Source organism: Aquabacterium lacunae (assembly GCF_004310865.1).
In the GTDB taxonomy this organism is placed as follows: Bacteria; Pseudomonadota; Gammaproteobacteria; order Burkholderiales; family Burkholderiaceae_C; genus Aquabacterium; species Aquabacterium lacunae.
Genome location: NZ_SIXI01000004.1, coordinates 231,290 through 251,706, shown reverse-complemented (window position 1 = coordinate 251,706; position 20,417 = coordinate 231,290). Strand labels below are relative to the sequence as shown.

Here is a 20,417-nt window from a genome sequence, read left to right as displayed (position 1 = left end):
CCTGGTGGGCATGACTCAGCCTCAGCTGTTGCTGACCGGGCTGGTCATGGCCGGGCTTGCCCACATGGCGCTTGCCGTGTGGGTGCTGTTCGCATGGCGCAACCGGCAAGGCAGTCGGCTGTTGCTGCCAGCCGCTGTCATTTCAATCGCCTGGGCCGCCAGCGCGCCGTTCACGGTCTGGTTCGATTCTCCCTGGGTGCTGGCCGAACGTTGGCTCGATGCCTTGCGCTATGCCTTTTGGATCCTCAGCCTCTGGTGGCTTTTGACGCGCCGGCGTGTCAGTGGTGTCCGCTCGATCGCATTTGATCGTGTGGTGGCCGTCCTTGCCATCCTGTTGCCCTTGTGGGGCGGCTTGACTGGCAGCCATTTGGCATTCACGTTGATGGCGGTCACCGGACTGGTCCTGATCGAGCAGGTTTACCGGGGGGTGTCCGTGGACGGGCGATGGGGCATCAAGCCTGTCTGTCTGGGGTTGGCGGGCACCTTCCTGTTCGATTTTTATTTGTTCTCAGAAGCCGCGATCCTGGGCCGCCTGGATGCGTCGACCTTGGCCGCTCGCGGGTATGTGCACGCCCTGATGGTCCCCCTGCTGATGGTGGCGGGCTGGCGTCAGCACAATTGGGCTCAGCGCATCAAGCTCTCCAGGCAGGTGGCCTTCCACTCACTGTCTGCTTTGCTGGCGGGTTGTTACTTGATGCTGGTGGCCGCCTCGGGCTATTACATCCAGCTGTTTGGTGGTGACGTGGGGCAGGTGCTGCGCGTCGGCCTCATGTTCTGCGCATTGGTGCTGTTGGTGGCTTTTGCGCTTTCGGGCACGGTACGGGCCACCCTGCGGGTCTGGCTGGGCAAGCACTTTTTCCGTTATCGCTACGACTACCGCGACGAGTGGCTCAAGTTCACCCGAGCGCTGTCGGCACACCATGATCCGGATGCCTTGAACCAGCGGGTCATTCAGGGGCTTGCAGGCATGGTCGAAAGCCCGGGTGGTGCCCTGTGGCTTCGGCCGCTGGGCAGCGATGCCTTCGCGCAAGTGGCGCGGTGGAACATGCCTGAGGCTGTGTGCACCGAGCCGGCTGACTCGCCGCTGATGGGCTTCATGGCGAAGACGGGATGGGTGATCAATCTGGTCGAGCATCGGCAGCACCCGGAACGTTACGACCGGGTCGATGTGCCGCGTTGGCTGGCCGAACTCGAGGCTGCTTGGCTCATCGTGCCTTTGAAAATAGGTGGGGAGGACATCGGTTTTGTGGTGCTGGCAGCGTCTCGCACGGCCTGGGACATCAACTGGGAAGTCACAGACTTGCTCAAGACTGCAGCGTGTCAGGCTGCCAGCGTCCTGGCCCAACTGCGCGCCTCGGAAGCCTTGATGCAAGCCCGACAGTTCGAATCGTTCAATCGCATGTCGGCCTTTGTGGTTCATGACCTCAAGAACATCGTCACTCAGCTGTCTTTGATGACCAAAAATGCGCGTCGCCTCAAGGACAACCCCGAGTTTCAGGACGACATGGTCATGACCGTGGACAACGCGCTCGAGCGCATGAAGCAGCTGATGTTGCAGCTGAGGGAGGGCGGCAGCCCGGCCTCAGGCGGCCCTGTCGGGGTTGATCTGGCCAAAGTTGTGGAAGGCGCGCTGCCCTTGGCCAAGGCCCGGGGCCGCGAGCTGGATCTCGATCTTCAGCCAGGGCTTTGGGCGCGAGGCCACGAAGAACGTCTGGCGCGTGTGGTCGGACATCTGATCCACAATGCGTTGGACGCTACGGAATCGACCGGACACCGGGTGTGGGTCAAGTCGCACCGATTTGGCAGCCATGCTTGCCTGGAAGTCCAGGACAATGGTGTCGGCATGAGCGAAGAGTTTGTCCGTGCGCGCCTTTTCCGGCCTTTTCAGACCACCAAGTCTGCAGGCATGGGCATTGGTGCATTCGAGAGCGCTCAATACGTGCAAGAGTTGGGGGGCAAGATGAATGTGGACAGCAAGGTTGGGGGCGGTACCCGGATCAGCTTGATGCTGCCCTTGCTGGACACGGGCACGCTCGGGGTGCCTGAGGCCGGAGTGCGACCATGAGCCAAGCGAAAACCCCTTCCGTCCTGGTCGTGGAAGACGATCTGGCCTTGCAAAAGCAGATTCGCTGGTCGCTCGATCGCCTGGAGTCTGTGGCGGCAGCTGACCGACAGGAGGCCATGGCGTTGATGAGACGCCATCAGCCACCTGTGGTGACCATGGACCTGGGCCTGCCTCCAGCCGCCGACCATGCCACCGAAGGCTTTGCCTTGCTGGCCGAGATCATGGCAGCGTTCCCAGACACGAAGGTCATTGTGTTGACGGGACAGAACGATCAAGCGCATGCGCTCAAGGCCGTGGACGAGGGCGCATATGATTTTCTGGCCAAACCCTTCGAGCCGGAGGTTTTGGCCCTGACCGTGGAGCGCGCTTTCCGGTTGCACGAGTTGCAGCAGGAAAATCGCCGCTTGCGCCATGCCCAGGCGCCTGACGCCATGGCGGGGCTGATCACCCGCGACCCCGGTATGCTGAAGGTATGCCGCATGATCGAAAAAGTGGCCAACACCGATGCCACGGTCATGCTGCTGGGCGAGAGTGGCACAGGCAAAGAGGTCATGGCCAGAGGGCTGCACCAGGCCAGCGGCCGCCATACCGGCAAATTCGTGGCGATCAACTGCGCTGCCATTCCCGAAAATCTGCTTGAAACAGAGTTGTTCGGGCATGAAAAAGGTGCATTCACGGGGGCGGTCAAGACCACTCAAGGCAAGATCGAGACCGCGCACGGTGGCACCTTGATGCTGGACGAAATCGGTGACCTGCCGTTGCCTCTGCAAGCCAAGCTGCTTCGCTTTTTGCAGGAGCGAGTCATCGAGCGCGTGGGCGGGCGTCAGGAGATCAGTGTGGATGTGCGCATCGTGTGTGCGACCCACCAGGATCTCAAGCAACTGATCGCGCAGGGGCAGTTCCGCGAAGATCTCTTCTATCGCCTGGCAGAAATCGTGGTCGAGATCCCAGCGCTTCGCCAGCGCTTGGGTGATGCCGTGCTGATCGCTCATGCTTTTGTGGCGCGGTTTGCCACCCAGCCAGGGCGAGCCGCCTTGTCCCTGTCTCCCGAGGCCGTGCGCGCCATTGAGCACCACGCCTGGCCTGGCAATATTCGAGAGTTGGAAAATTGCATCAAGCGCGCCTGCATCATGGCAGATGGCCCGCGCATCCTGCCGGACGACCTCGGCTTGCCTCCGCTGGATGAGTCGTTGTCGCCGGACGAGGGGCTCGACCTGCGCAAGGTGCGTGAGATGGCTGAACGCCGTGCGGTCATCACCGCACTGGCTCGTGTGGATGGCAATGTGTTGCAGGCCGCAGAGTTGCTTGGGGTCAGCCGACCCACTCTGTATGACCTGATGCACCGCCTTGGGCTTCGCTGACCGTGTCCAGATTTGGGGGTTTTGTGTCTCTTGTTTTTCAAACCAGGCGATCGGTCTGGCTGGCTGTGTGGCTGGTCTGTGGCAGTTTGATCGCATGCAGTGGCAGCGACCCTGCCGAGCTGATGTCGTCTGCGAAGGCTTACGCGGAAAAGCGCGACCATGCGGCCGCCGTGATTCAGCTCAAGAACCTGATCCAGCAGCAGCCTGACTCGGCAGAAGCTCGGTGGCTGCTGGCGCAATCTCTTCAGGCCACAGGTGATGCTGTCGGCGCCGAAAGCGAGTACCGCAAGGCACTGAGTCTGGGGTACAGCCCTGATCTGGTGGTGCCGCGGCTTGTTGAAACCATGCTGGTTCAGTTGCAGCATCAGAAAGTCGTTGACCAGTTTGCTCGCCAAAAGCTGTCGACCCCCAAGGCACAAACCGACCTTCTGGTGCTGGTGGCCGAGGCTCACCTCGGCCTGAACCGAGGAGAGCGTGCGCAGGAGGTGGTGGACGCCGCCTTGCAGCTGCAGCCCGAGCACGCCGGCGCCAAGGTGTTCAAGGCCAGATTCCTGGCGGGCGCACGCAAGTACGATGAGGCCGATGCCCTGTTGGCCTCAGTCTTGAAACAGTACCCTGACGACGCGGATGCATGGAAACTCAAGGGTGACCTGTATCACTACGGCCTCAAGAGGTCAGATGAGGCACTTGAGGCCTATCGCAAGGCAGTTGAAGTGAAGCCCCGCGCTCGCGATGCGCTGGTCGGCATCGTGCGGGTGCACCTCAGCCTGGGACGTGTGAAAGAGGCCTCTGAAGCCTTGGGGCAGCTGCAGAAACTCGACCCTGGCTTGCCCTTCACGCAATTCATGGAAGCGCAGGTGGCGTTTGCGGCCAATGACCTGCCCAAGACACGCGAGATCCTTCAGAAGTTGCTGATCAAGTCTCCCGACAATCCTCAGGTGCAGGAGCTGGCGGGTGTCGTCGAGTTCAAGTCGGGGGCTTTGCTCCAGGCTGAACCCTTGTTGCGCAAGGCGGTCAAGGCGTCGCCTAACTCCACGGTGGCTCGTCGGCTGCTGATGCTGACCTACATGCAGCTTGGGCAGGTGGACAAGGCCATTGATTTGGTCCCTGAGGACGTGATCGACAGTTCGGACAGCGACCTCATCGCTGCGGCTGGTCAGGCCTACCTCCTCCAGGGCAGCCAGGACAAGGCAGATGCCTTGTTGCGCAAGGCTGCAGGCATGACCCCCAATGACCCGGCCAAACAGACGGCACTCGCTGTCAGCCGACTTCAGGGTGGAGAGACCGAGCAAGGGATTCAGGACCTTCGGCGCATTGCGGCGACGGACACGGGCGTCATGGCCGACATGGCGTTGATCAACACACTGGTTCAGAAGGGCGATCTGGCGGGTGCGCTGAAGGCGCTGGACCAACTGCAAGGCAAGCGCAAGGACGACCCCATGCCGGTGCTGCTGCGCAGTCGGGTGCTCATGCTCAAGGGCGACGCCGCAGGTTCCCGTCAGGTGTTGCAGGCGGCGATCGCTCAGCATCCCAAGTTTTTTCCGCTGGTCAAAGCGCTGGTGGCCCAGGATGTTTTGGAGAAAAAACTGGCCGAGGCTGAGAGCAAAGTGGCGGCATTCCTGGCCACAGAGCCCAAGCACTCTGCGGCGCTGATGGCGTTTGCCGAACTCAAGGCTGTGCGCGGAGCGGCGCCTTCGGAGGTGGTGGCCCAGCTTCAGAAGGCGATCGACGCCAGCCCCGATGTCATGGAGCCGCGCCTGGCTTTGGTGAGTTACCAGTTGCGCCAGAAAGACGTTCGGGGCGCACTGTCTACCGCGCAGGCGGCGTTGGCGGCCGCGCCCGACAATGTCAGGGTGATCGAGGCTCTCGCAGCCGTTCAGGTGGCCGCCGGCGAACACAACCAGGCATTGTCGTCGTATGGAAAGATTGCAGCGAAGGCGCCTGAATCTGGCATGCCGCACGTGCAGATCGCCTCAGTGCACGCGGCGGCCAAAAACTGGCCGGCAGCCCGAGACAGCCTGAACAAGGCGCTTGAGGTCGAGCCGCAATTGCTGGCTGCCCAGACGGCTTTGGTCAATGTCAACATTCAGCTCAAACGCATCCCGGAGGCCCTGGCCGTGGCCCGACAGGTTCAGTCGCAACGCCCCAAGCAGCCGGTTGGTTTTGTGCTCGAAGGCGATCTTCAAGTTCAGGCGGGTCAGCCCGCACAAGCCGTGGCGCCCTACCGCACTGCGTCAGGTCTCCAGCCGGAGTTGACCACCCTGGCGGTGAAGCTGGACGCGGCCCTCAGGGCGTCTGGTCAGGTCGAAGAAGCGGACAAGGTGTCCGCCCAAAGGATGAGGGAGCACCCCAAAGATTGGGGGTTCCTCACTTACATGGGGGAGCGCGCTTTGGCGGAAAACCGGTATCCTCTGGCAGAGAAGCTCTACGCTGCAGTGGTCGCTGCGCAGCCCAACAACGTGATGGCGCTGAACAACCTGGCCTGGGCCCAAGGCAAACAAGGGAAAAGCGAAGCATTGCTGCTCGTGCAGAAAGCGGACAAGCTGGCCCCCAAGAATCCCATGGTGCTCGACACCTGGGCCATGTTGCTGGCAGAGGGCAAGCAGTGGGCGAAGGCCCTGGAGTTGCAAAAGCAGGTCGTGCAGCTCCAGCCGTCTCAGCCTGAGTTGAAGTTGGCCCTGGCGCGCTATCAGTTGGCGTCCGGTGATAAAAATGGCGCTCGGGAAACCTTGTCAGTCCTTCGCAAGCTGGGGTCTGAATTCAAGGGCCAGGCGGAAGTCGAAGGCCTCTGGAAGCAGTTGTGAGCCGGTGTGCAGGGTGAGAACGGTGAATCGTAAGGTGTGGACATGAGCGAACGACAGCAGGAACCGAAAACCGAAACGGCCGGCACCAGTCGCTTGCAGTCGCCTGTGTCTCGGCGAGATCTGATGCGCGCCGGGTTGGCGGCAGCGCCCGTGTTGGCAGCTGTGCAATCCGATCTGGTTTTGGCCAGCACCAGTGCCTACAGCACCGTCCGGCCGTCTTGCTACGCCTCCTTCGTGGCCAGCCACATGAGTGCTGCGCCTGGTCGTACCACCACGGGTTCTTACCTGCCGCTCGCCGATTGCCGCACCCGGTGCTCCACGTCGCCTGGTGACTGGCGATTCCTCGTCAACTCCCTCTATTCCCACTGCGGGTTCAAGAGCTACACCGGCTGCGGTTTTTCCAGCACCGCCACGCTCCGGTCGGTGATGCATGTTGACCCGGTCAACACCACCTCGGCACAGGTCAAACTCGGCGTTTATCTGGCTGCAGCTTACCTGTCTGCCCACCTGTACGGCGGCAACAGCTTCATCACCATGGCCCAGGTGCGCGCCATTTGGGAAAACAAAGGCGTTTGGAGTCCCGTGGCCGGGGTCAACTGGGACCTCCCCACCACGCTGCAGTACTTTGCCCGCGTGTATTCGACTCAACCTGGGCAGTTCGCGCCCTGTCTCATCAACAGCACCACTTCGTGTTGACGCCTGGCGTTCGGTATTGGCCTAACGCTGGCCGGTATGCCCTGCGAGGCTGGCCCGAGGGTGGGGTGGTGCATGATGAGGCCGATGGTTCGCTGTACGAAGTCACGCCCGTGGCGGCCGAGCTGATGGCCATGATCGCCGACCACCCAGGTGGCACCGCTGACCAATATGCGCAAAGGCTGCTCGACCAGTCAGCCACAGCGACCGAGTGCGAGCAGGTGGCCGCGTTGATGGTGGCCCTGGCCGAACAAGGCTTCATTGTGCAAGGTGCCTGATGCCCGTCTTGTCGCATTGGAGCCGGCCTCAGTTGCTGAAAGCGTTGCAAGGTGATGGCCTGTTTCTCAGCGTGTCACCGTTTGTGGTGCACGTTCGAAGCGATGTGCCAGTGGTCGCCGACGGACTGCATGCCCTGTACGCCGAGCACCAGGCGTGGCTGGAGCCCACGGGGTTTGTGGACTTCAGAGTGGCCGTCAAGGCGGGTGGGTGGCCTTGGTCACCGCAATCTCACTTCGAGCTCGACGGTCGACGGCCTTTCACGCCATTGGCCCGCAGCGAAGCGTACGCTTTTTTTGAGTGGGGGCTGAACTGGTGCGTCACCAGCCATTGCCACAGGTGGATTCACATCCACGCTGCGGTGCTGGAAAAAAACGGTCTTGCGGTCTTGCTGCCCGCACCGCCGGGATCGGGCAAGAGCACTTTGTGTGCGGCGCTGATGCTGCATGGCTGGCGCCTCCTGTCGGATGAGCTCGCCATGCTGGATCCGGTCGATGGCATGCTGGTGCCCAATCCGCGGCCGATCAGCCTGAAGAACGCTTCCATTGAATTGATCAGCGGACGCAAGGGGACCTTGAACATGGGACCCGTCGCACGAGACACACAGAAGGGCACGGTGTGCCATTTGCAGGTGGCCTCACACTGCATTGAGTTGGCCGATGTCAGGGCGCGCCCCGCCTGGGTGGTTTTCCCCCGTTACATGGCGGGCGCTGATTTGCAGGCTGCGCCTTTGTCACGGCCCCACACGCTGCTGCAGTTGCAGCGCAACAGCTTCAATCGACATCTGCATGGGCATGCTGGTTTTCATGCCTTGGCAGACCTGGTGGATCGCAGCAGCAGCCACGAGCTGACCTACAGCCGTCTGAACGATGCCTTGGCCTGGTTCGATGCGCTGGAGGCCGAGCATGCATGAGGCGATTCGCACGCTGGTGCGGTGTCTGTCTGGGCGGCAGGATGAGCCTTTGCCGTCACCCCAGGCGTGGGAAACAGTCATCCGACTGGCGCGTGCAGCCGATGTGATGGGGCGGCTGGCTGCCATGATCAGGCGGTCGGGGCGATGGGCCGAAGTTCCAGACCCCGTGCGTGCCCATCTCGTGGCTGCGGAGTTGGTGACCCGCAGGCAGCATCTGGAACTGGACTTCGAGGTTCAGGAGATCATGGGGGCAGTCCAGGGCCTGGGTGTGCAGGTGGTACTGCTCAAGGGTGCGGCCTACATCCTGGCCGGGATGGATGCCGGTCTGGGCCGAACCGTCTCAGATGTCGACATCCTGGTGCCTGGTGCCGATCTCGACCGTGTGGAGTCGGCTTTGCTGGCTGCCGGTTGGTCCTCGTCGGGCAAATCCGACTATGACCAGCGCTATTACCGTCGGTGGATGCATGAGCTGCCGCCCATGGTGCACATCAGGCGTGGCACGGTCGTCGATGTTCACCATGCCATCTTGCCCCGGACGGCACGATTGAGCCCTTCTTCCGCCCTGCTGTTGGCCGGGTCTGTGCCGGTGCGTGGTGGGTACCGGGTGCTTGGTGATGTCGACATGGTGTTGCACAGCGCCACGCACCTGATGCATGAGGGCAGTTTCGAGCAAGGGTTCCGAGGCTTGCTGGACCTGCAGGCCCTGATCCGCGCCAACGTGGCTCAATGTGGTGAGGCCTTTTGGGGGCAGTTGGTGTCGCGGGCTCAGCACCTGTCTTTGTGCATACCATTGCGACAAGCGTTGCGGCAGCTGCAAAGGCAACTGGAGGAGCCGGTCCCCGCAGCATGTCTGGAGGCGCTGGCTGGTGCAGCGCCTGGTCAGGCGAAGGGCTGGCGCCAGGCGGTACTCGACGCATGTTTCGACCGTGCGTTGGTTCCGCAACACCCGATGCTCTCCGATGCCTGGACGCCGTTGGCGCAGACAGCCCTCTACATCCGCGGGCATTGGTTGCGCATGCCACCGGCTTTGCTGATGGTGCACCTGGCACGCAAAGGGCTGGGGGCGGAGGCTCGTGGCGGTCGCCACGCGAATTGAAGTCCCTAAGGCAGCAGACTGGTCGCATCCGAAAAGCACAAAGCCCCTGCATGCAGGGGCTTTGTGAGGTGTCCTGGTCGGGGTGAGAGGATTCGAACCTCCGGCCTCTACGTCCCGAACGTAGCGCTCTACCAGGCTAAGCTACACCCCGTTTTCGGCGGCTGCCACTCAAGCTGAGCGGTGCACCGAATGAATCGCCAATTGTAGCAGAGATTCCTTGAACACAGACTCTGGCAGCACCGCCAGGTGGGCCTTGGCAGCCTCGGCCTGGGCCACGGCGGCTTCGCGGGTGGCTTCCAGGGCGCCCGTGGCTTTGACCACGGCGACGATGTCGGGCATGCGCTCGACCTCGCCATGGATGATGGCATTGCGGATCATCTCGCGCTGTTCGGCGGTGCCGCGCGACATGGCTTCCAGCAACGGCAGGGTGGGTTTGCCTTCGCGCAGGTCGTCGCCGATGTTCTTGCCCAGTTCGGCCGTGGTGCCTTCGTAGTCCAGCAGGTCATCGACCAGCTGGAACGCGGTGCCCACGGCGCGTCCGTAGGCGGCGCAGGCGTCTTCGACGGCTTGGGGCGCGTCGCAGATCACGGCGCCCAGGCGGGCGCTGGCTTCGAACAGCTTGGCGGTCTTGTATTCGATCACCTTGAGGTAGTCGGCCACCGAGATGTCGGGGTCGTGCATGTTCATCAGCTGCAGCACCTCGCCCTCGGCGATGATGTTGGTGGCGTCGGCCAGCACTTCCAGCACGCGCATGCGGTCGGTCGACACCATCATCTGGAAGGCGCGCGAGTACAGGAAGTCGCCCACCAGCACGCTGGCCGCGTTGCCGAACATGGCGTTGGCGGTCTGGCGGCCCCGGCGCAGCTCCGATTCGTCGACCACGTCGTCGTGCAGCAGGGTGGCCGTGTGGATGAACTCGACCACGGCCGCCATTTCATGGCGGTGTGGCGTGTCGTGGCCCAGGGCGCGGGCCACCAGCAACAGCAGCAGCGGGCGCACCCGTTTGCCCCCGGCCTGCACGATGTAATGCGAGATCTGGTTGACCAGGGCCACCTGGGAGCTCAGGCGGCGATGGATCACCGCATTGACCTCTTCCATTTCGGGGGCCATCAGGGCGCGGTAATCAACGGGAGTTGCAGGGGAAGCCACAGGCAAGGTCCAATCAGGGCCGAATCGATGCCCGCGATTATAGGAAGCCGCATCGAAACCCCTCGCCGGGCCCGGGCTCGCGCGACAATCGGGGCTGTGTCCTGGTCCGAGCGACAGCCATGCCCACTTCGCCCCAAGCCCCTTCCCAAGCTGCCACGCCGCCTGCGGCCGTGCGCGATGCATCGACCCCGTCTGCGCGCCTGCGCCTGGCCGTGATCGGTGCCGGGCCGGCCGGTCTGGCCCTGGCCCTGGCGGCCGCCCAGCGCCTGCCCGAGCTGGACGTCACGGTGTTCGACGCCCGTCCGGCCGACAAGGACGTGTCGGGCGACCCGCGCACCCTGGCCCTGTCGCAAGGCAGTGTGCAGTTCCTGCAGCGCCTGGGCGTGTGGGGCGCCATCGAGGGTTCGGGCAAGGTGTGCCCCATCCGCGAGGTGCAGGTGTCCCAGCAGCAGCCCACGCTGGTCTGGCCGGGTGCCCAGCAGCCCGTGGTGCGCATCACGGCGGCCGAGCAACGTGTGCCGCAGCTGGGCTCGGTGCTGGCTTACGGCACCCTGGTGGCCCCCTTGCAGAAGGCCTACGAGGCGGCGGTGGCTGCCCAGGCCGGGCATGTCGGGCAAGGGCAGCGGCTGCACCTGCGGTTTGGCACGCCCGTGCGCGGCTTCAAGCCGGTGGACGGCGGGGTCGAGGTGGACGCCGACATCGCGGAAACTTTTGACCTGGCCGTGGTGGCTGAAGGGGGTGTCTTTGCCGACCAGCCAGCGCTGAGCTGGCCGCAGGGGCTGAGCCGTGACTACGGGCAGACCGCCTGGGTGGGTCAGGTGCGCCTGGCCGGCGGGCCTGAGGGGGTGGCCCATGAGCGCTTCACGCCGGCTGGCCCGGCCGCCTTGCTGCCTCTGCCGCCAGGTGCCGTGGTGCCCGGCGGCACCGTGGGGCGCCGCGCGGCGCTGGTGTGGTGCGTGCAGAAGGCCGACGACCCGGTGCTGGCGCTGAACGACGCCCAGCGCCGCATCTTGCTCAATTCACTGTTCCCCGAGCAGGTGGGCGAGATCCTGGAGGTCTCGCCCCTGAAGGCCTTCCCGTTGGGGCTCAATGCCCACGCGCGCCTGGTCGACGATGGCCTGGTGGCGCGCATCGGCAATGCGGCCCAGACCCTGCACCCGGTGGCCGGGCAGGGCCTGAACCTCGGCTTGCGCGATGTGCATGAGTTGCTGGAGGCCTTGCGCCCGGTGGCCGCGCAGGTGTCGCGCGAGGGCATGGCCGCAGGGTCTCGGGCCGCGGTGGCGCAAGCCCTGGCGCGTTTCGAACGCAAACGCCAGCCCGACCGACTGGCGCTGATCGCGGGCACCGACTTCCTGGCCCGCAGCTTCACCTGGACCCCGCCCGTGCTGGCCACCTTGCGGGGCCTGGGGCTGGGCCTGCTTCAGCAGGTGTCACCGGCGCGCCAGGCGCTGGCGCAGCTGATGATGTTCGGTCACCGCTGAGCCAGGCTCACGGGGCTGGTGAGGAACGCCATGTGCCCGTGGCCTTCCTGGCCCTCGATGTGGGCCTGAACGCCGTACAGCGCCCAGGCGGTCATGGCGGCGAACAGGGTGTTTTGCAGCAGCTTGCGCATGGCGGTGGGGCTCCGGGCTTCGATGGTTTCATCGTATGCAAGCATGGGGCCAGGCCAAGCCCCAAGAAACCGCCTCATGGGGGCCCTGTTTCGTCTCTGTCGCGGGTTGGACAATCTTCGGCGGGCGTGGGCTCGGCGCTCAGGCTGGCGTCACATCCGCTGCCCGCCGAGATCACCCGCGCGGCCCAGGCCCGGGCCAGGCGTTGCCAGGGCCAGCGTGCCGGGCGCATCAGCAGGCCACAGCGGTAGCGGCCCTCGGCCTCGTGCCATTGCAGCGCGGTGCACGCGCCCACCCGCTTGCGGCTGATCACCATGCCCACGGGGCAGGGCTCGGCCAGGCAGCACACGCCACAGCCATTGCAGGGCTGGCCCTCCGCCGGCTTGCGGGGGGCGTCGGGGTGAATGTGGATGACCTGGTGCGTCATGGCGCGGGGTTTGCGACAATCATGCCCCATGAACACCGCTGCCCAATCCACCGATCAAGCCGTCGACTCGGTTGACGCCGTCATGAACCGCCTGGGCCAGGCCGCCCGCCGCGCCGCCACCACCATGGCCGCTGCCTCGACCGCCGCCAAGAACCAGGCCCTGCTGGCCCTGGGCGCCCAGATCCGTGCGAGTGCCGAGGCCCTGAAGGTCGCCAACGCGCAAGACGTGAACGCCGCCATCGCCAATGGCCTGGCCGAGCCCATGGTCGACCGCCTGCGCCTGACCGACAAGGTGATTGCCACCATGGCCGAAAGCTGCGAACAGGTGGCGGCCTTGCCCGACCCGGTCGGTGAGATCACCAATGTGCGCCGCCGCCCCACGGGCATCAGCGTGGGCCAGATGCGCGTGCCCATCGGCGTGTTCGGCATGATCTACGAAAGCCGCCCCAACGTGACCATCGAAGCCGCTTCGCTGGCCATCAAGAGCGGCAACGGTTGCGTGCTGCGTGGCGGCTCGGAAGCGATCCATTCCAACCTGGCGCTGTGGAAGCTGGTGCAGGCCGCCCTGGTCGAAGCCGGCCTGCCGTCTGATGCCGTGCAGCTGGTGCCCACCACCGACCGCGCCGCCGTGGGCCGCCTGATCGCCATGCCCGAGTTTGTGGATGTGATCATTCCCCGTGGCGGCAAGGGCCTGATCGAGCGCATCAGCAACGAAGCGCGCGTGCCGGTCATCAAGCACCTCGATGGCAACTGCCACACCTACGTGGACGAGGCGGTGGACCTGGCCCTGGCCGTGAAGGTGACCGACAACGCCAAGACCCAGAAGTACAGCCCCTGCAACGCGACCGAATCGCTGCTGGTGCACGTGGCGCAAGCCTCAGCCTTCCTGCCTTTGATCGGCAAGGTCTTCGCCGACAAGGGCGTGGAAATGCGCTGTGACGCCCGCGCCAAGGCCATCCTGGCCGACGTGCCGGGCGCGAAGGTGGTCGACGCCACCGAGCAAGACTGGTTCGAAGAGTACCTGGCCCCGGTCATCGCCGTGAAGGTGGTCGATTCGCTGGACGAAGCCATTGCGCACATCAACCGCTATGGCTCGCACCACACCGATTCGATCCTGACCACGAACCACCCCAACGGCATGCGTTTCATCCGTGAGGTCGATTCGGCCAGCGTGATGATCAACGCCTCCACCCGCTTTGCCGATGGCTTCGAATACGGTCTGGGCGCCGAGATCGGCATCAGCACCGACAAGTTCCACGCCCGTGGCCCGGTGGGCCTGGAGGGCCTGACCTCGATGAAGTTCGTGGTGCTGGGCCAGGGCGAAGTGCGCACCTGACCGCCCCCCTCTGATCGACTGCCGTTTTGCTTGAACTCGATGCCGTTTCCGTCGGCCTGATGCTGCTGGCGGCGGCCAGCGCCGGCCTGGTCGATGCCATCGTGGGCGGCGGGGGCATGATCACCGTGCCCGCGCTGTTCGGCTTGTTCCCCAACGCGGCTCCGGCCACGCTGCTGGGCACCAACAAGGCCACGGCCATTGCCGGCACGGCCTGGTCGGCGTGGCAGTACGGGCGCCGCGTGCGGCTGCCCTCCTTGCGCCTGCTGTGGGCGTTCGGGGCCACCATGGCGGGCAGCGCCACGGGGGCCTGGTTGTCCACGCAGGTGCCCTCACAGCATTTCCGGGCGGTGTTGCCCGGCGTGCTGGCGGCGGTGTGGCTGTACACGCTGTGGCGCAAGGACCTGGGGCAGCATCACCTGCCGCACTGGTCGGCGCCGGTGGAAACGCTGCTGGCCACCCTGATCGGGCTGGTCATCGGCCTGTACGACGGCATCTTCGGGCCCGGCACGGGCAGCTTCTTCATCTTCGCCATGGTGCGCGGCCTGGGCTGGGATTTCCTGCATGCCAGCGCGGCCGCCAAGCGCTTGAACCTGGCCACCAATGCCGCCGCGTTGGCCTTCTACATCCCGCACGGGCATGTAGCCTGGGCGCTCGCCATCCCGGCGGCGCTGGCCAACATCGCCGGCAGCAGCGTGGGCACCCGCCTGGCCCTGAAACACGGCGCGCAGTTCGTGCGCACCGTGTTCCTGGTGGTGGTGGGCCTGTTGATCTGCAAGACCGGGTACGACGGCTGGTTCAGGCCTTGATACGGTGTTGATGCGGCTCAGCGTGCCGGCCCGCTGTACGGCATCCAGCCCACGCTGTGCGCGTGCAGGCTCTGGATGAACAGCTTGCCGCCCACCTCGGTGGCGGCGGTGGTTTCCGGGTAGGCGCCTTTCGGGTCTTGCAGGTCGTCCACGATCTGGCCGTTCTCGTCGAAGGCGATCACATGGCCGTAGGCCGGCGGTACGGGACACAGGGCCTTGGGCAGGCGCACCATCACCTCGCGCAGCCAGGGCTTGTCGGCGGCCAGGTCCAGCAGCTTGCTGCGGGGTTTGGTCAAGCCCGTCCAGAGGCGGCCGTTTTCGCCGCGGGTCAGGTTGTCGGGGTAGCCGGGCAGGTTGTCGATCAGGATGCGGGCGGCGCCCTGGTCCATGGCGTCTTTCAGGCTGGGCACATTGCTCATGCCCTGGCTGGAGCGCGTGGTGGACAAGGCAGCCAGATCGACCTTCAGGATGCGGTAGCGCCCGGTTTCGGCCACGAACAGGCTGCGGCCATCGGCGGAAAACGCCAGGCCGTTGGGGAAGCACAGGCCTGACAAGGCTTCGCGGTGGCGCTGCGTGGCGGGATCGAGCACCAGCAGGCGGCCGGTGCAGCTGTTTTCCAGGATGTCCAGCACGCTGGCGTCGAAGGTGCTGCCCACTTCGCGGGCGCTGAAGCGGCGTGTGGCGTCAGAGAACCACACATTGCCGCGCACGTCCAGCGCCACGGCGTCGGCGTAGCGGATGGGGTCGTTGGGCACGGGGTGGTCCACCTCGGTCACCAGGGGCTTGAGGGTGCTGGCCCCGCCTTCCAGCCGCATGGCCAGCAGGCCCTTCATGGCATCGGCGATGTACAGGGTGCCGTCGGGCGAGATCTCCAGCCCCAGCGGTCGGCCGCCGGTGTTGGCCAGTTTGTCGAGCTGGCCTTCAGGGCCCAGTCGCACCACATCGCCGTTGGCCAGGGCGGTGTACACCTGCCCTCGGTGGGCCGTGATGTGCTCAGGCCCTTCCTGGCCCTCGGGCAGCGGCCATTGCTGAAGACCTGCCAGCCGGGTGTTGGGCGCATGGGGGGCGGTGTGGCCCGCATCGGTCGGGGCCTGCCAGGCCACGGGCTGGATGGGCACAGGCCAGAAGCCCAGCCACACCACCAGGGCGATCAGCGGGGTCAGCCAGGAGCCAATGAAGCGCAACCACGAGCGCTGGCTGGGTTTGTTGATTGTCATGGGCTATCGGTTTTGTTGTTTGAATCAAATTGCTTGATCGGATGGCGAGGTGAACAATGAGAACCATTCTCAGTCACCTCACCGCATGGAGTTCCACATGGCCAAGACCGCAACTTTCGGCGTCATGCACGTGATCACCGCATTTTCCGTGACCTATGCCATGACCGGCAGCCTCACCATCGCCGGCGTCGTGACCTTCGTGGAGCCGATCGTCAACACCGTGATGCACTATTTCTTCGACAAGTACTGGGATCATCCCCGCGCCGAAAAGTTGCGCGCCGACATGCACCGCGGATTGCGTTGGATCATGCGGCGCTCGCCAGCGGCCCAGGCATGAAAAAGGCCAGCACGGGGCTGGCCTGATGAGAGGGGCAGGGCGCAGGGGCGCCTGTCACCCCGGCATCACTTCTCGACGAAGGCGCGTTCGATCACGTAGTCGCCCGGCACGCCTTGCGACTCGGACACCTGGAAGCCGGCGTCGTCCAGGATCTTGCAGAGGTCTTTCAGCATCGAGGGGCTGCCGCACATCATGGCGCGGTCGTTCTCGGGGCTCAGCTGCGGCAGGCCCACACCCTTGGCCAGCTCGCCGTTGACGATCTGGTCGGTCAGGCGGCCCTGGTTGCGGAATGCTTCGCGGGTGACCAGCGGGTAGTAGATCAGCTTGTCGCGCACCAGCTCGCCCAGCAGCTCGTGGTTGGGCAGCTCGTGGGTGATGAAGTCGTGGTAGGCCAGCTCGCTGACCAGGCGCACGCCGTGCACCAGCACGACCTTCTCGAACTTCTCGTAGGTGTACGGGTCCTGGATGATGCTCATGAACGGGGCCAGGCCGGTGCCAGTGCCGAACAGGTACAGGTTCTTGGCGGGCTTGAGGTCGTCGACCACCAGGGTGCCCACGGCCTTGCGGCCCACCAGGATCTTGTCGCCCACCTGGATCTTCTGCAGGCGCGAGGTCAGGGGGCCGTCCTGCACCTTGATCGACAGGAATTCGAGGTGTTCTTCGTAGTTGGCGCTGGCCACCGAGTACGCGCGCATCAGCGGCTTGCCGTCGACCTGCAGGCCAATCATCACGAAGTGGCCGCTGGAAAAACGCAGCGACGGATCACGCGTGGTGCGAAAGCTGAACAGCGTGTCATTCCAGTGGTGGACGGAAGTGACGGTTTCTTCTTGGAACGCGGCCATGATCGGTGAGCACTCTTGACGAAAACCCTAGATTGTCGCGCAAACCGCGCAGGCTGGGCAAATGATGGGCATTTTCACCCCGCGAACCCGGGTGAACAGGGGCTTGGGCGATGGATCGGCTTTGTGTACAAGGGAGCTTTGCCGCTGCGTGCGCCAGCCCTGTGGGGCAAGTCCGATACAGTGCTGTCCTCCCTGTCTGCAACTGCTCGCCCCGCCCATGTCCGCCCTCGATTCCCTGGACCCCCGCACCGCCCTCGTTGTCTTTTCGGGCGGCCAGGATTCCACCGTGTGTCTGGCCTGGGCCTTGTCTCGTTACACGCATGTCGAGACCATCGGTTTCGACTACGGACAGCGCCACCGGGTCGAGTTGCACTGCCGCAGCCGCGTGCGCAGTGAATTGAGCAAGGCCTTTCCGGCCTGGGGGGAGCGCCTGGGCAACGACCACCTGCTGGACCTGCGCCTGCTGGGCCAGATTTCCGACACAGCCCTGACCGAAACCCGAGCCATCGAGATGGCGGCCAATGGCCTGCCCAACACCTTTGTGCCGGGGCGCAACCTGATCTTCCTGAACTTTGCTGCGGCGCTGGCCTACCGCCGGGGGGCCAGCGTGCTGGTGGGCGGCATGTGTGAAACCGATTTCTCGGGCTACCCCGATTGCCGGGACAACACCCTCAAGGCCTTGCAGGTGGCCCTGAGCCTGGGCCTGGATGCCCCCATGACGGTCGAAACACCGCTGATGTGGCTGACCAAGGCCCAGACCTGGGCGCTCAGTGACTCGCTGGGCGGCGAGCGCCTGAACGCGATCATCACAGAGCACACCCACACCTGCTACCTCGGCGATCGGTTGGTGCGCCACGCGTGGGGCTATGGCTGTGGTCAGTGTCCCGCATGCGAATTGCGCCGCGACGGGCATGAACAATGGCTGGCCGCCCGGCAGGCGGCCCAGCCTGCCAACTGAGGGGTCAGCATGGGGGTGTGGCTCCTGATGGCGCTGAGCACGTTGCTGCTGTTCTGGACGGTGGGTGTGCATCAGCGCCTGTTGTCCCTTCGGCAAAACGCAGTACAGGCCTTTGGTCAGGTGGCGCTGTTGCTGGCGCAGCGCAGCCCTGCCTGGCTGACCCATTCCGAGGCACTGGCTGCCGTTTCTGGTGGTCATGACCTGGCCGAGCGATGTCGGGCAGCCGATCAGCAACTGCAGGCAGCCGTGGCGCTGGCCCGAGTGCAACGCCACGACGCGGCCAGCTTGCGCAGTTGTGGCCTGGCCCTGGCCTCCGCCCGTGAGGTGGCCCTGGCGGTACTGGACGACCCGCATGCCCTGTTGAGCGACGGCGAGCATGCCGCTTGGCGCCAGGCTGAGCAGAGCTTGGACTTCGCCTTGGCGAATTACAACCGGGAAGCCCAGGTCCACCTGTTGGCCTGTGAACGCTGGCCTTCGCGCGTGGTGTCGTGGTTGGCCAGGCATCGGCCTTTGCCAACCTTGCCTACTTGGGGTGAGGCGATGCCGCCTGCGCGAGGCGCCGCATGAGTGCGGTGACTCGGCGTGCGCCGCCTGTGGCCCTGTCGGATCAGGTTCCGCCACCCAGGCCGGTCTGGCCGCTCTTCATGCTGCACCTTCTGGCCCTGCTGGTGGTGGGTAATGTGCTGCTTGCCCTTGTGTTCAAGGCAGTGTTCCCCTTTCATCGCGGCTGGCCGCTGGCCCCGTTCGTGCTGGTGAGTCTGGTGCTGGCGCTGGGGGTGCTGTTGGTGACAGCCTGGGAGGGCTGGCGACTGCGCCGGCACGGCAGCCAGGGCCTGGCTTTGCGTCTGGGAGGGCTCGAGGTGAAGGACAGCGGTGACGCGCTGTACCGCCGTTTGCTCAACGTGATCGATGAGGTGGCATTGGCCGCCGGGCAGCCTGTGCCCCGCGTGTTCGTGCTGCCCCAGGAGCCGGGCATCAATGTGCTGATGGCCGGCTGGCAGCCCGCAGACGCTTCGCTGTGTGTGACGCAAGGTGCGCTGAACCGGCTGAACCGCGGCGAGTTGCAGGGGTTGCTGGCCCATGCCTTCGCCCGACTGGCCGTGCGACATGGCCGCACCGACCGGCAAATCGTGGCCATGGTGAAGGGCCTGTCGTGCGTGCACGATGCTGGGCGTGGACTGATGGCCCCTGATGCAGAGGGGCAGGTGCCTCCGTGGCGCTGGGCAGCAGGCGCGTTGCTGGCGGCAATCGGTTGGCCAGGCTGGGTGGCTGGGCGCCTGTTGCCGATGGCGGTGTTTCGCGAGCTGGATGTGCGCTGCGACGCCCGCGCCACCCACCTGACCCGAGACGTTGATGGCCTGGGTCGTGTGCTCCGCAAGCTGATGCACGAAAGGCAGTCTGAGGTCGACGGCTTTCGCCACCCTGGCGCTGACGCCCTGGCAGTGTTGTGGCTGCACCTGCCCGGCACAGCCGGCTGGCTCAGTGGCCACCCACCCTTGAGCGAGCGGGTCATGCGCCTCTACGGGGCCCTGTTGCCGCCGTTGCCCACCCCAGCCCTGCTCGAGATGAAGGACGCTGTGCTCGAGCCTCGCATGGCGCTCGACGACAGCGCCTTCAGAGCCTCCGGCATGGCGGGTGACAGCGAGCCCGCGTCGCTGCCACCCCGCGTGCCAGCCCGCCTGATCACGCCACCGGGCTTGACCCCTGAAGCCACCGAGGCTCTGGGCCGACTGCGGGCCTTGTCAGGACCTCTCCAACGGCGACTGGCCTTGCTGGCGTTCATGGTGCGCCCTGGGCAGCAGGCTGAAGAAGGCTTCTGGCGTGAGCAGAGTTTCGGCCACCCCTGGGCGCCCGGTATCTTGCGTGACGTGCTGGCCTTGCCCCCGGCCTGGCGGGTGCCCGAGTATGAGCGTCTGCTGGGGCAACTGGCATACGAATCACTGAGCAGCCGTCGGGACCTGGTCATCAGCCTGCGCAACTTGCTCAAGGCCGATGGTCGGGTGTCAGCCATGGACCGCCTGTGGTGGCTGGTGGCGCGGCACCGCATGGGTGAGGTGGCGGCCGGAGCGCCGTTGGGCCTGATCCGACCCATCACCGGACAGGGGCGAGACCTCAGCCAGTTGTCCGAAGACGAGCGGTTTCATGTGGCCACTTTCTCGGCTTACCTGGCCCGGCTGGTGCCGGTGGTCGTACCGAAAGGACCGCCTGAAGGCACTGGCCGCGCCTGGTTTCGTGGGGTCATGCGCCGTTGCGGCGTGCCGGCTGACCAGCTGCCTGACTGTGTGCCGCCGGGCGCCGACGAGCTGATCCACGCCCTGGCGGGCGTGCAGGAGCTGTCATGGTCGATACGGCCGCAGTTGTTGCGGGCCTGGGTGGAAGAGGCCTTGAATCACAGCCCGGGCGGGCTGATGCGCATCGAAGCCGCCAATGCGTTGCGACTGGTGGCGGGGCTGCTGGATTCGCCGCTGCCTCCGGCACTGGCTTCGCAGTTCCCAAAAGCTTGACACCCCAACGGCTTCCGGCCTTC

The 20,417-nt window shown here is 65.0% G+C and carries 19 protein-coding genes and 1 tRNA gene; 14 read left to right on the top strand and 6 right to left on the bottom strand.

From position 1 onward, the window contains the following. The first annotated feature begins 10 nt into the window (after positions 1 to 10). The 7 genes from prsK to EYS42_RS11000 all read left to right on the top strand — a co-directional run bounded on the left by prsK (position 11) and on the right by EYS42_RS11000 (position 9,208). Positions 11 to 2,065 carry an XrtA/PEP-CTERM system histidine kinase PrsK gene (gene prsK, locus EYS42_RS11030; protein WP_130968468.1) on the top strand — a complete coding sequence of 685 codons (2,055 nt, stop codon included), beginning with the start codon at positions 11 to 13 and terminating at the stop codon, positions 2,063 to 2,065. Next, the gene (gene prsR, locus EYS42_RS11025; protein ID WP_130968215.1) at positions 2,062 to 3,426 is read left to right on the top strand and encodes a PEP-CTERM-box response regulator transcription factor; all 1,365 of its coding nucleotides are present in this window, start codon (positions 2,062 to 2,064) and stop codon (positions 3,424 to 3,426) included. The genes prsK and prsR overlap by 4 nt, the downstream gene beginning before the upstream one ends. A gap of 2 nt (positions 3,427 to 3,428) precedes the next feature. After that, positions 3,429 to 6,230 (top strand): XrtA/PEP-CTERM system TPR-repeat protein PrsT, encoded by a 2,802-nt coding sequence (gene prsT / locus EYS42_RS11020; RefSeq protein ID WP_342635520.1) that lies wholly within the window; start codon positions 3,429 to 3,431, stop codon positions 6,228 to 6,230. 42 nt (positions 6,231 to 6,272) lie between these two features. Then, positions 6,273 to 6,926: a hypothetical protein gene (locus EYS42_RS11015; protein ID WP_130968213.1), complete on the top strand. Its 654-nt coding sequence runs from the start codon at positions 6,273 to 6,275 to the stop codon at positions 6,924 to 6,926. A gap of 68 nt (positions 6,927 to 6,994) precedes the next feature. Continuing rightward, a complete protein-coding gene (locus EYS42_RS11010; RefSeq protein WP_130968212.1) occupies positions 6,995 to 7,201 on the top strand; it encodes a hypothetical protein in 207 nt (68 codons plus the stop codon). Next, positions 7,201 to 8,112: an HprK-related kinase A gene (locus tag EYS42_RS11005; RefSeq protein WP_130968211.1), complete on the top strand. Its 912-nt coding sequence runs from the start codon at positions 7,201 to 7,203 to the stop codon at positions 8,110 to 8,112. Before EYS42_RS11010 ends, EYS42_RS11005 begins: the two co-directional genes overlap by 1 nt. Beyond that, complete coding sequence (locus tag EYS42_RS11000) at positions 8,069 to 9,208, top strand: nucleotidyltransferase domain-containing protein (RefSeq protein ID WP_130968210.1); 1,140 nt, start codon at positions 8,069 to 8,071, stop codon at positions 9,206 to 9,208. Before EYS42_RS11005 ends, EYS42_RS11000 begins: the two co-directional genes overlap by 44 nt. Positions 9,209 to 9,282: 74 nt before the next feature. Here the strand turns inward: EYS42_RS11000 and EYS42_RS10995 are convergent. Next, positions 9,283 to 9,359, bottom strand: a tRNA-Pro gene (locus EYS42_RS10995). A 17-nt stretch (positions 9,360 to 9,376) separates the two neighbouring features. After that, positions 9,377 to 10,318 (bottom strand): polyprenyl synthetase family protein, encoded by a 942-nt coding sequence (locus EYS42_RS10990; protein ID WP_130968467.1) that lies wholly within the window; start codon positions 10,316 to 10,318, stop codon positions 9,377 to 9,379. A gap of 158 nt (positions 10,319 to 10,476) precedes the next feature. Between EYS42_RS10990 and EYS42_RS10985 the strand changes: the two genes are divergently transcribed. Beyond that, on the top strand, positions 10,477 to 11,838 hold the full coding sequence (locus EYS42_RS10985) for an FAD-dependent monooxygenase (RefSeq protein ID WP_130968209.1): 1,362 nt from the start codon (positions 10,477 to 10,479) through the stop codon (positions 11,836 to 11,838). On the opposite strand, the gene EYS42_RS10980 is transcribed toward EYS42_RS10985, so the two are convergent. Beyond that, entirely contained in the window at positions 11,829 to 12,014 is a 186-nt protein-coding gene (locus tag EYS42_RS10980) for a hypothetical protein (RefSeq protein WP_130968208.1), read from the bottom strand. The two genes, EYS42_RS10985 and EYS42_RS10980, sit on opposite strands and share 10 nt — an antisense overlap. Before the next feature lie 29 nt (positions 12,015 to 12,043). Further along, positions 12,044 to 12,394: a hypothetical protein gene (locus EYS42_RS10975; protein ID WP_130968207.1), complete on the bottom strand. Its 351-nt coding sequence runs from the start codon at positions 12,392 to 12,394 to the stop codon at positions 12,044 to 12,046. Positions 12,395 to 12,476: 82 nt separating this feature from the next. Between EYS42_RS10975 and EYS42_RS10970 the strand changes: the two genes are divergently transcribed. Both EYS42_RS10970 and EYS42_RS10965 read left to right on the top strand, forming a co-directional pair. Beyond that, on the top strand, positions 12,477 to 13,730 hold the full coding sequence (locus EYS42_RS10970) for a glutamate-5-semialdehyde dehydrogenase (RefSeq protein ID WP_425358901.1): 1,254 nt from the start codon (positions 12,477 to 12,479) through the stop codon (positions 13,728 to 13,730). A 59-nt stretch (positions 13,731 to 13,789) separates the two neighbouring features. Beyond that, positions 13,790 to 14,536 (top strand): sulfite exporter TauE/SafE family protein, encoded by a 747-nt coding sequence (locus EYS42_RS10965; protein ID WP_130968466.1) that lies wholly within the window; start codon positions 13,790 to 13,792, stop codon positions 14,534 to 14,536. Between the two features lie 17 nt (positions 14,537 to 14,553). Here EYS42_RS10965 and EYS42_RS10960 read toward each other — a convergent pair whose 3' ends face one another. Further along, entirely contained in the window at positions 14,554 to 15,753 is a 1,200-nt protein-coding gene (locus EYS42_RS10960) for an SMP-30/gluconolactonase/LRE family protein (RefSeq protein WP_130968205.1), read from the bottom strand. Positions 15,754 to 15,850: 97 nt separating this feature from the next. Here EYS42_RS10960 and EYS42_RS10955 point away from each other — a divergent pair, with 97 nt between their 5' ends. Further along, the gene (locus EYS42_RS10955) at positions 15,851 to 16,090 is read left to right on the top strand and encodes a DUF2061 domain-containing protein (protein ID WP_130968204.1); all 240 of its coding nucleotides are present in this window, start codon (positions 15,851 to 15,853) and stop codon (positions 16,088 to 16,090) included. A gap of 65 nt (positions 16,091 to 16,155) precedes the next feature. Here EYS42_RS10955 and EYS42_RS10950 read toward each other — a convergent pair whose 3' ends face one another. Further along, positions 16,156 to 16,932 carry a ferredoxin--NADP reductase gene (locus EYS42_RS10950; RefSeq protein WP_130968203.1) on the bottom strand — a complete coding sequence of 259 codons (777 nt, stop codon included), beginning with the start codon at positions 16,930 to 16,932 and terminating at the stop codon, positions 16,156 to 16,158. A gap of 217 nt (positions 16,933 to 17,149) precedes the next feature. Between EYS42_RS10950 and queC the strand changes: the two genes are divergently transcribed. From queC to EYS42_RS10935, 3 genes are all read left to right on the top strand, one after another. Beyond that, on the top strand, positions 17,150 to 17,890 hold the full coding sequence (gene queC, locus EYS42_RS10945; RefSeq protein ID WP_130968202.1) for a 7-cyano-7-deazaguanine synthase QueC: 741 nt from the start codon (positions 17,150 to 17,152) through the stop codon (positions 17,888 to 17,890). A gap of 9 nt (positions 17,891 to 17,899) precedes the next feature. Then, on the top strand, positions 17,900 to 18,457 hold the full coding sequence (locus EYS42_RS10940) for a hypothetical protein (protein WP_130968201.1): 558 nt from the start codon (positions 17,900 to 17,902) through the stop codon (positions 18,455 to 18,457). A gap of 77 nt (positions 18,458 to 18,534) precedes the next feature. Continuing rightward, the gene (locus tag EYS42_RS10935) at positions 18,535 to 20,394 is read left to right on the top strand and encodes a M48 family metalloprotease (protein ID WP_165456731.1); all 1,860 of its coding nucleotides are present in this window, start codon (positions 18,535 to 18,537) and stop codon (positions 20,392 to 20,394) included. Positions 20,395 to 20,417 lie beyond the last annotated feature (23 nt).

What these genes read in the sequence shown, in the direction of transcription:
- prsK (WP_130968468.1), top strand. Translation starts at nt 11, where the DNA reads ATGACTCAGCCTCAGCTGTTGCTGACCGGGCTGGTCATGGCCGGGCTT.
- prsR (WP_130968215.1), top strand. Translation starts at nt 2,062, where the DNA reads ATGAGCCAAGCGAAAACCCCTTCCGTCCTGGTCGTGGAAGACGATCTG.
- EYS42_RS11015 (WP_130968213.1), top strand. Translation starts at nt 6,273, where the DNA reads ATGAGCGAACGACAGCAGGAACCGAAAACCGAAACGGCCGGCACCAGT.
- EYS42_RS11005 (WP_130968211.1), top strand. Translation starts at nt 7,201, where the DNA reads ATGCCCGTCTTGTCGCATTGGAGCCGGCCTCAGTTGCTGAAAGCGTTG.
- EYS42_RS11000 (WP_130968210.1), top strand. Translation starts at nt 8,069, where the DNA reads ATGCCTTGGCCTGGTTCGATGCGCTGGAGGCCGAGCATGCATGAGGCG.
- EYS42_RS10990 (WP_130968467.1), bottom strand. Translation starts at nt 10,318, where the DNA reads ATGGCCCCCGAAATGGAAGAGGTCAATGCGGTGATCCATCGCCGCCTG.
- EYS42_RS10985 (WP_130968209.1), top strand. Translation starts at nt 10,477, where the DNA reads ATGCCCACTTCGCCCCAAGCCCCTTCCCAAGCTGCCACGCCGCCTGCG.
- EYS42_RS10980 (WP_130968208.1), bottom strand. Translation starts at nt 12,014, where the DNA reads ATGCTTGCATACGATGAAACCATCGAAGCCCGGAGCCCCACCGCCATG.
- EYS42_RS10975 (WP_130968207.1), bottom strand. Translation starts at nt 12,394, where the DNA reads ATGACGCACCAGGTCATCCACATTCACCCCGACGCCCCCCGCAAGCCG.
- EYS42_RS10970 (WP_425358901.1), top strand. Translation starts at nt 12,477, where the DNA reads ATGAACCGCCTGGGCCAGGCCGCCCGCCGCGCCGCCACCACCATGGCC.
- EYS42_RS10965 (WP_130968466.1), top strand. Translation starts at nt 13,790, where the DNA reads ATGCTGCTGGCGGCGGCCAGCGCCGGCCTGGTCGATGCCATCGTGGGC.
- EYS42_RS10960 (WP_130968205.1), bottom strand. Translation starts at nt 15,753, where the DNA reads ATGACAATCAACAAACCCAGCCAGCGCTCGTGGTTGCGCTTCATTGGC.
- EYS42_RS10955 (WP_130968204.1), top strand. Translation starts at nt 15,851, where the DNA reads ATGGCCAAGACCGCAACTTTCGGCGTCATGCACGTGATCACCGCATTT.
- EYS42_RS10950 (WP_130968203.1), bottom strand. Translation starts at nt 16,932, where the DNA reads ATGGCCGCGTTCCAAGAAGAAACCGTCACTTCCGTCCACCACTGGAAT.
- queC (WP_130968202.1), top strand. Translation starts at nt 17,150, where the DNA reads ATGTCCGCCCTCGATTCCCTGGACCCCCGCACCGCCCTCGTTGTCTTT.
- EYS42_RS10940 (WP_130968201.1), top strand. Translation starts at nt 17,900, where the DNA reads ATGGGGGTGTGGCTCCTGATGGCGCTGAGCACGTTGCTGCTGTTCTGG.
- EYS42_RS10935 (WP_165456731.1), top strand. Translation starts at nt 18,535, where the DNA reads ATGCTGCACCTTCTGGCCCTGCTGGTGGTGGGTAATGTGCTGCTTGCC.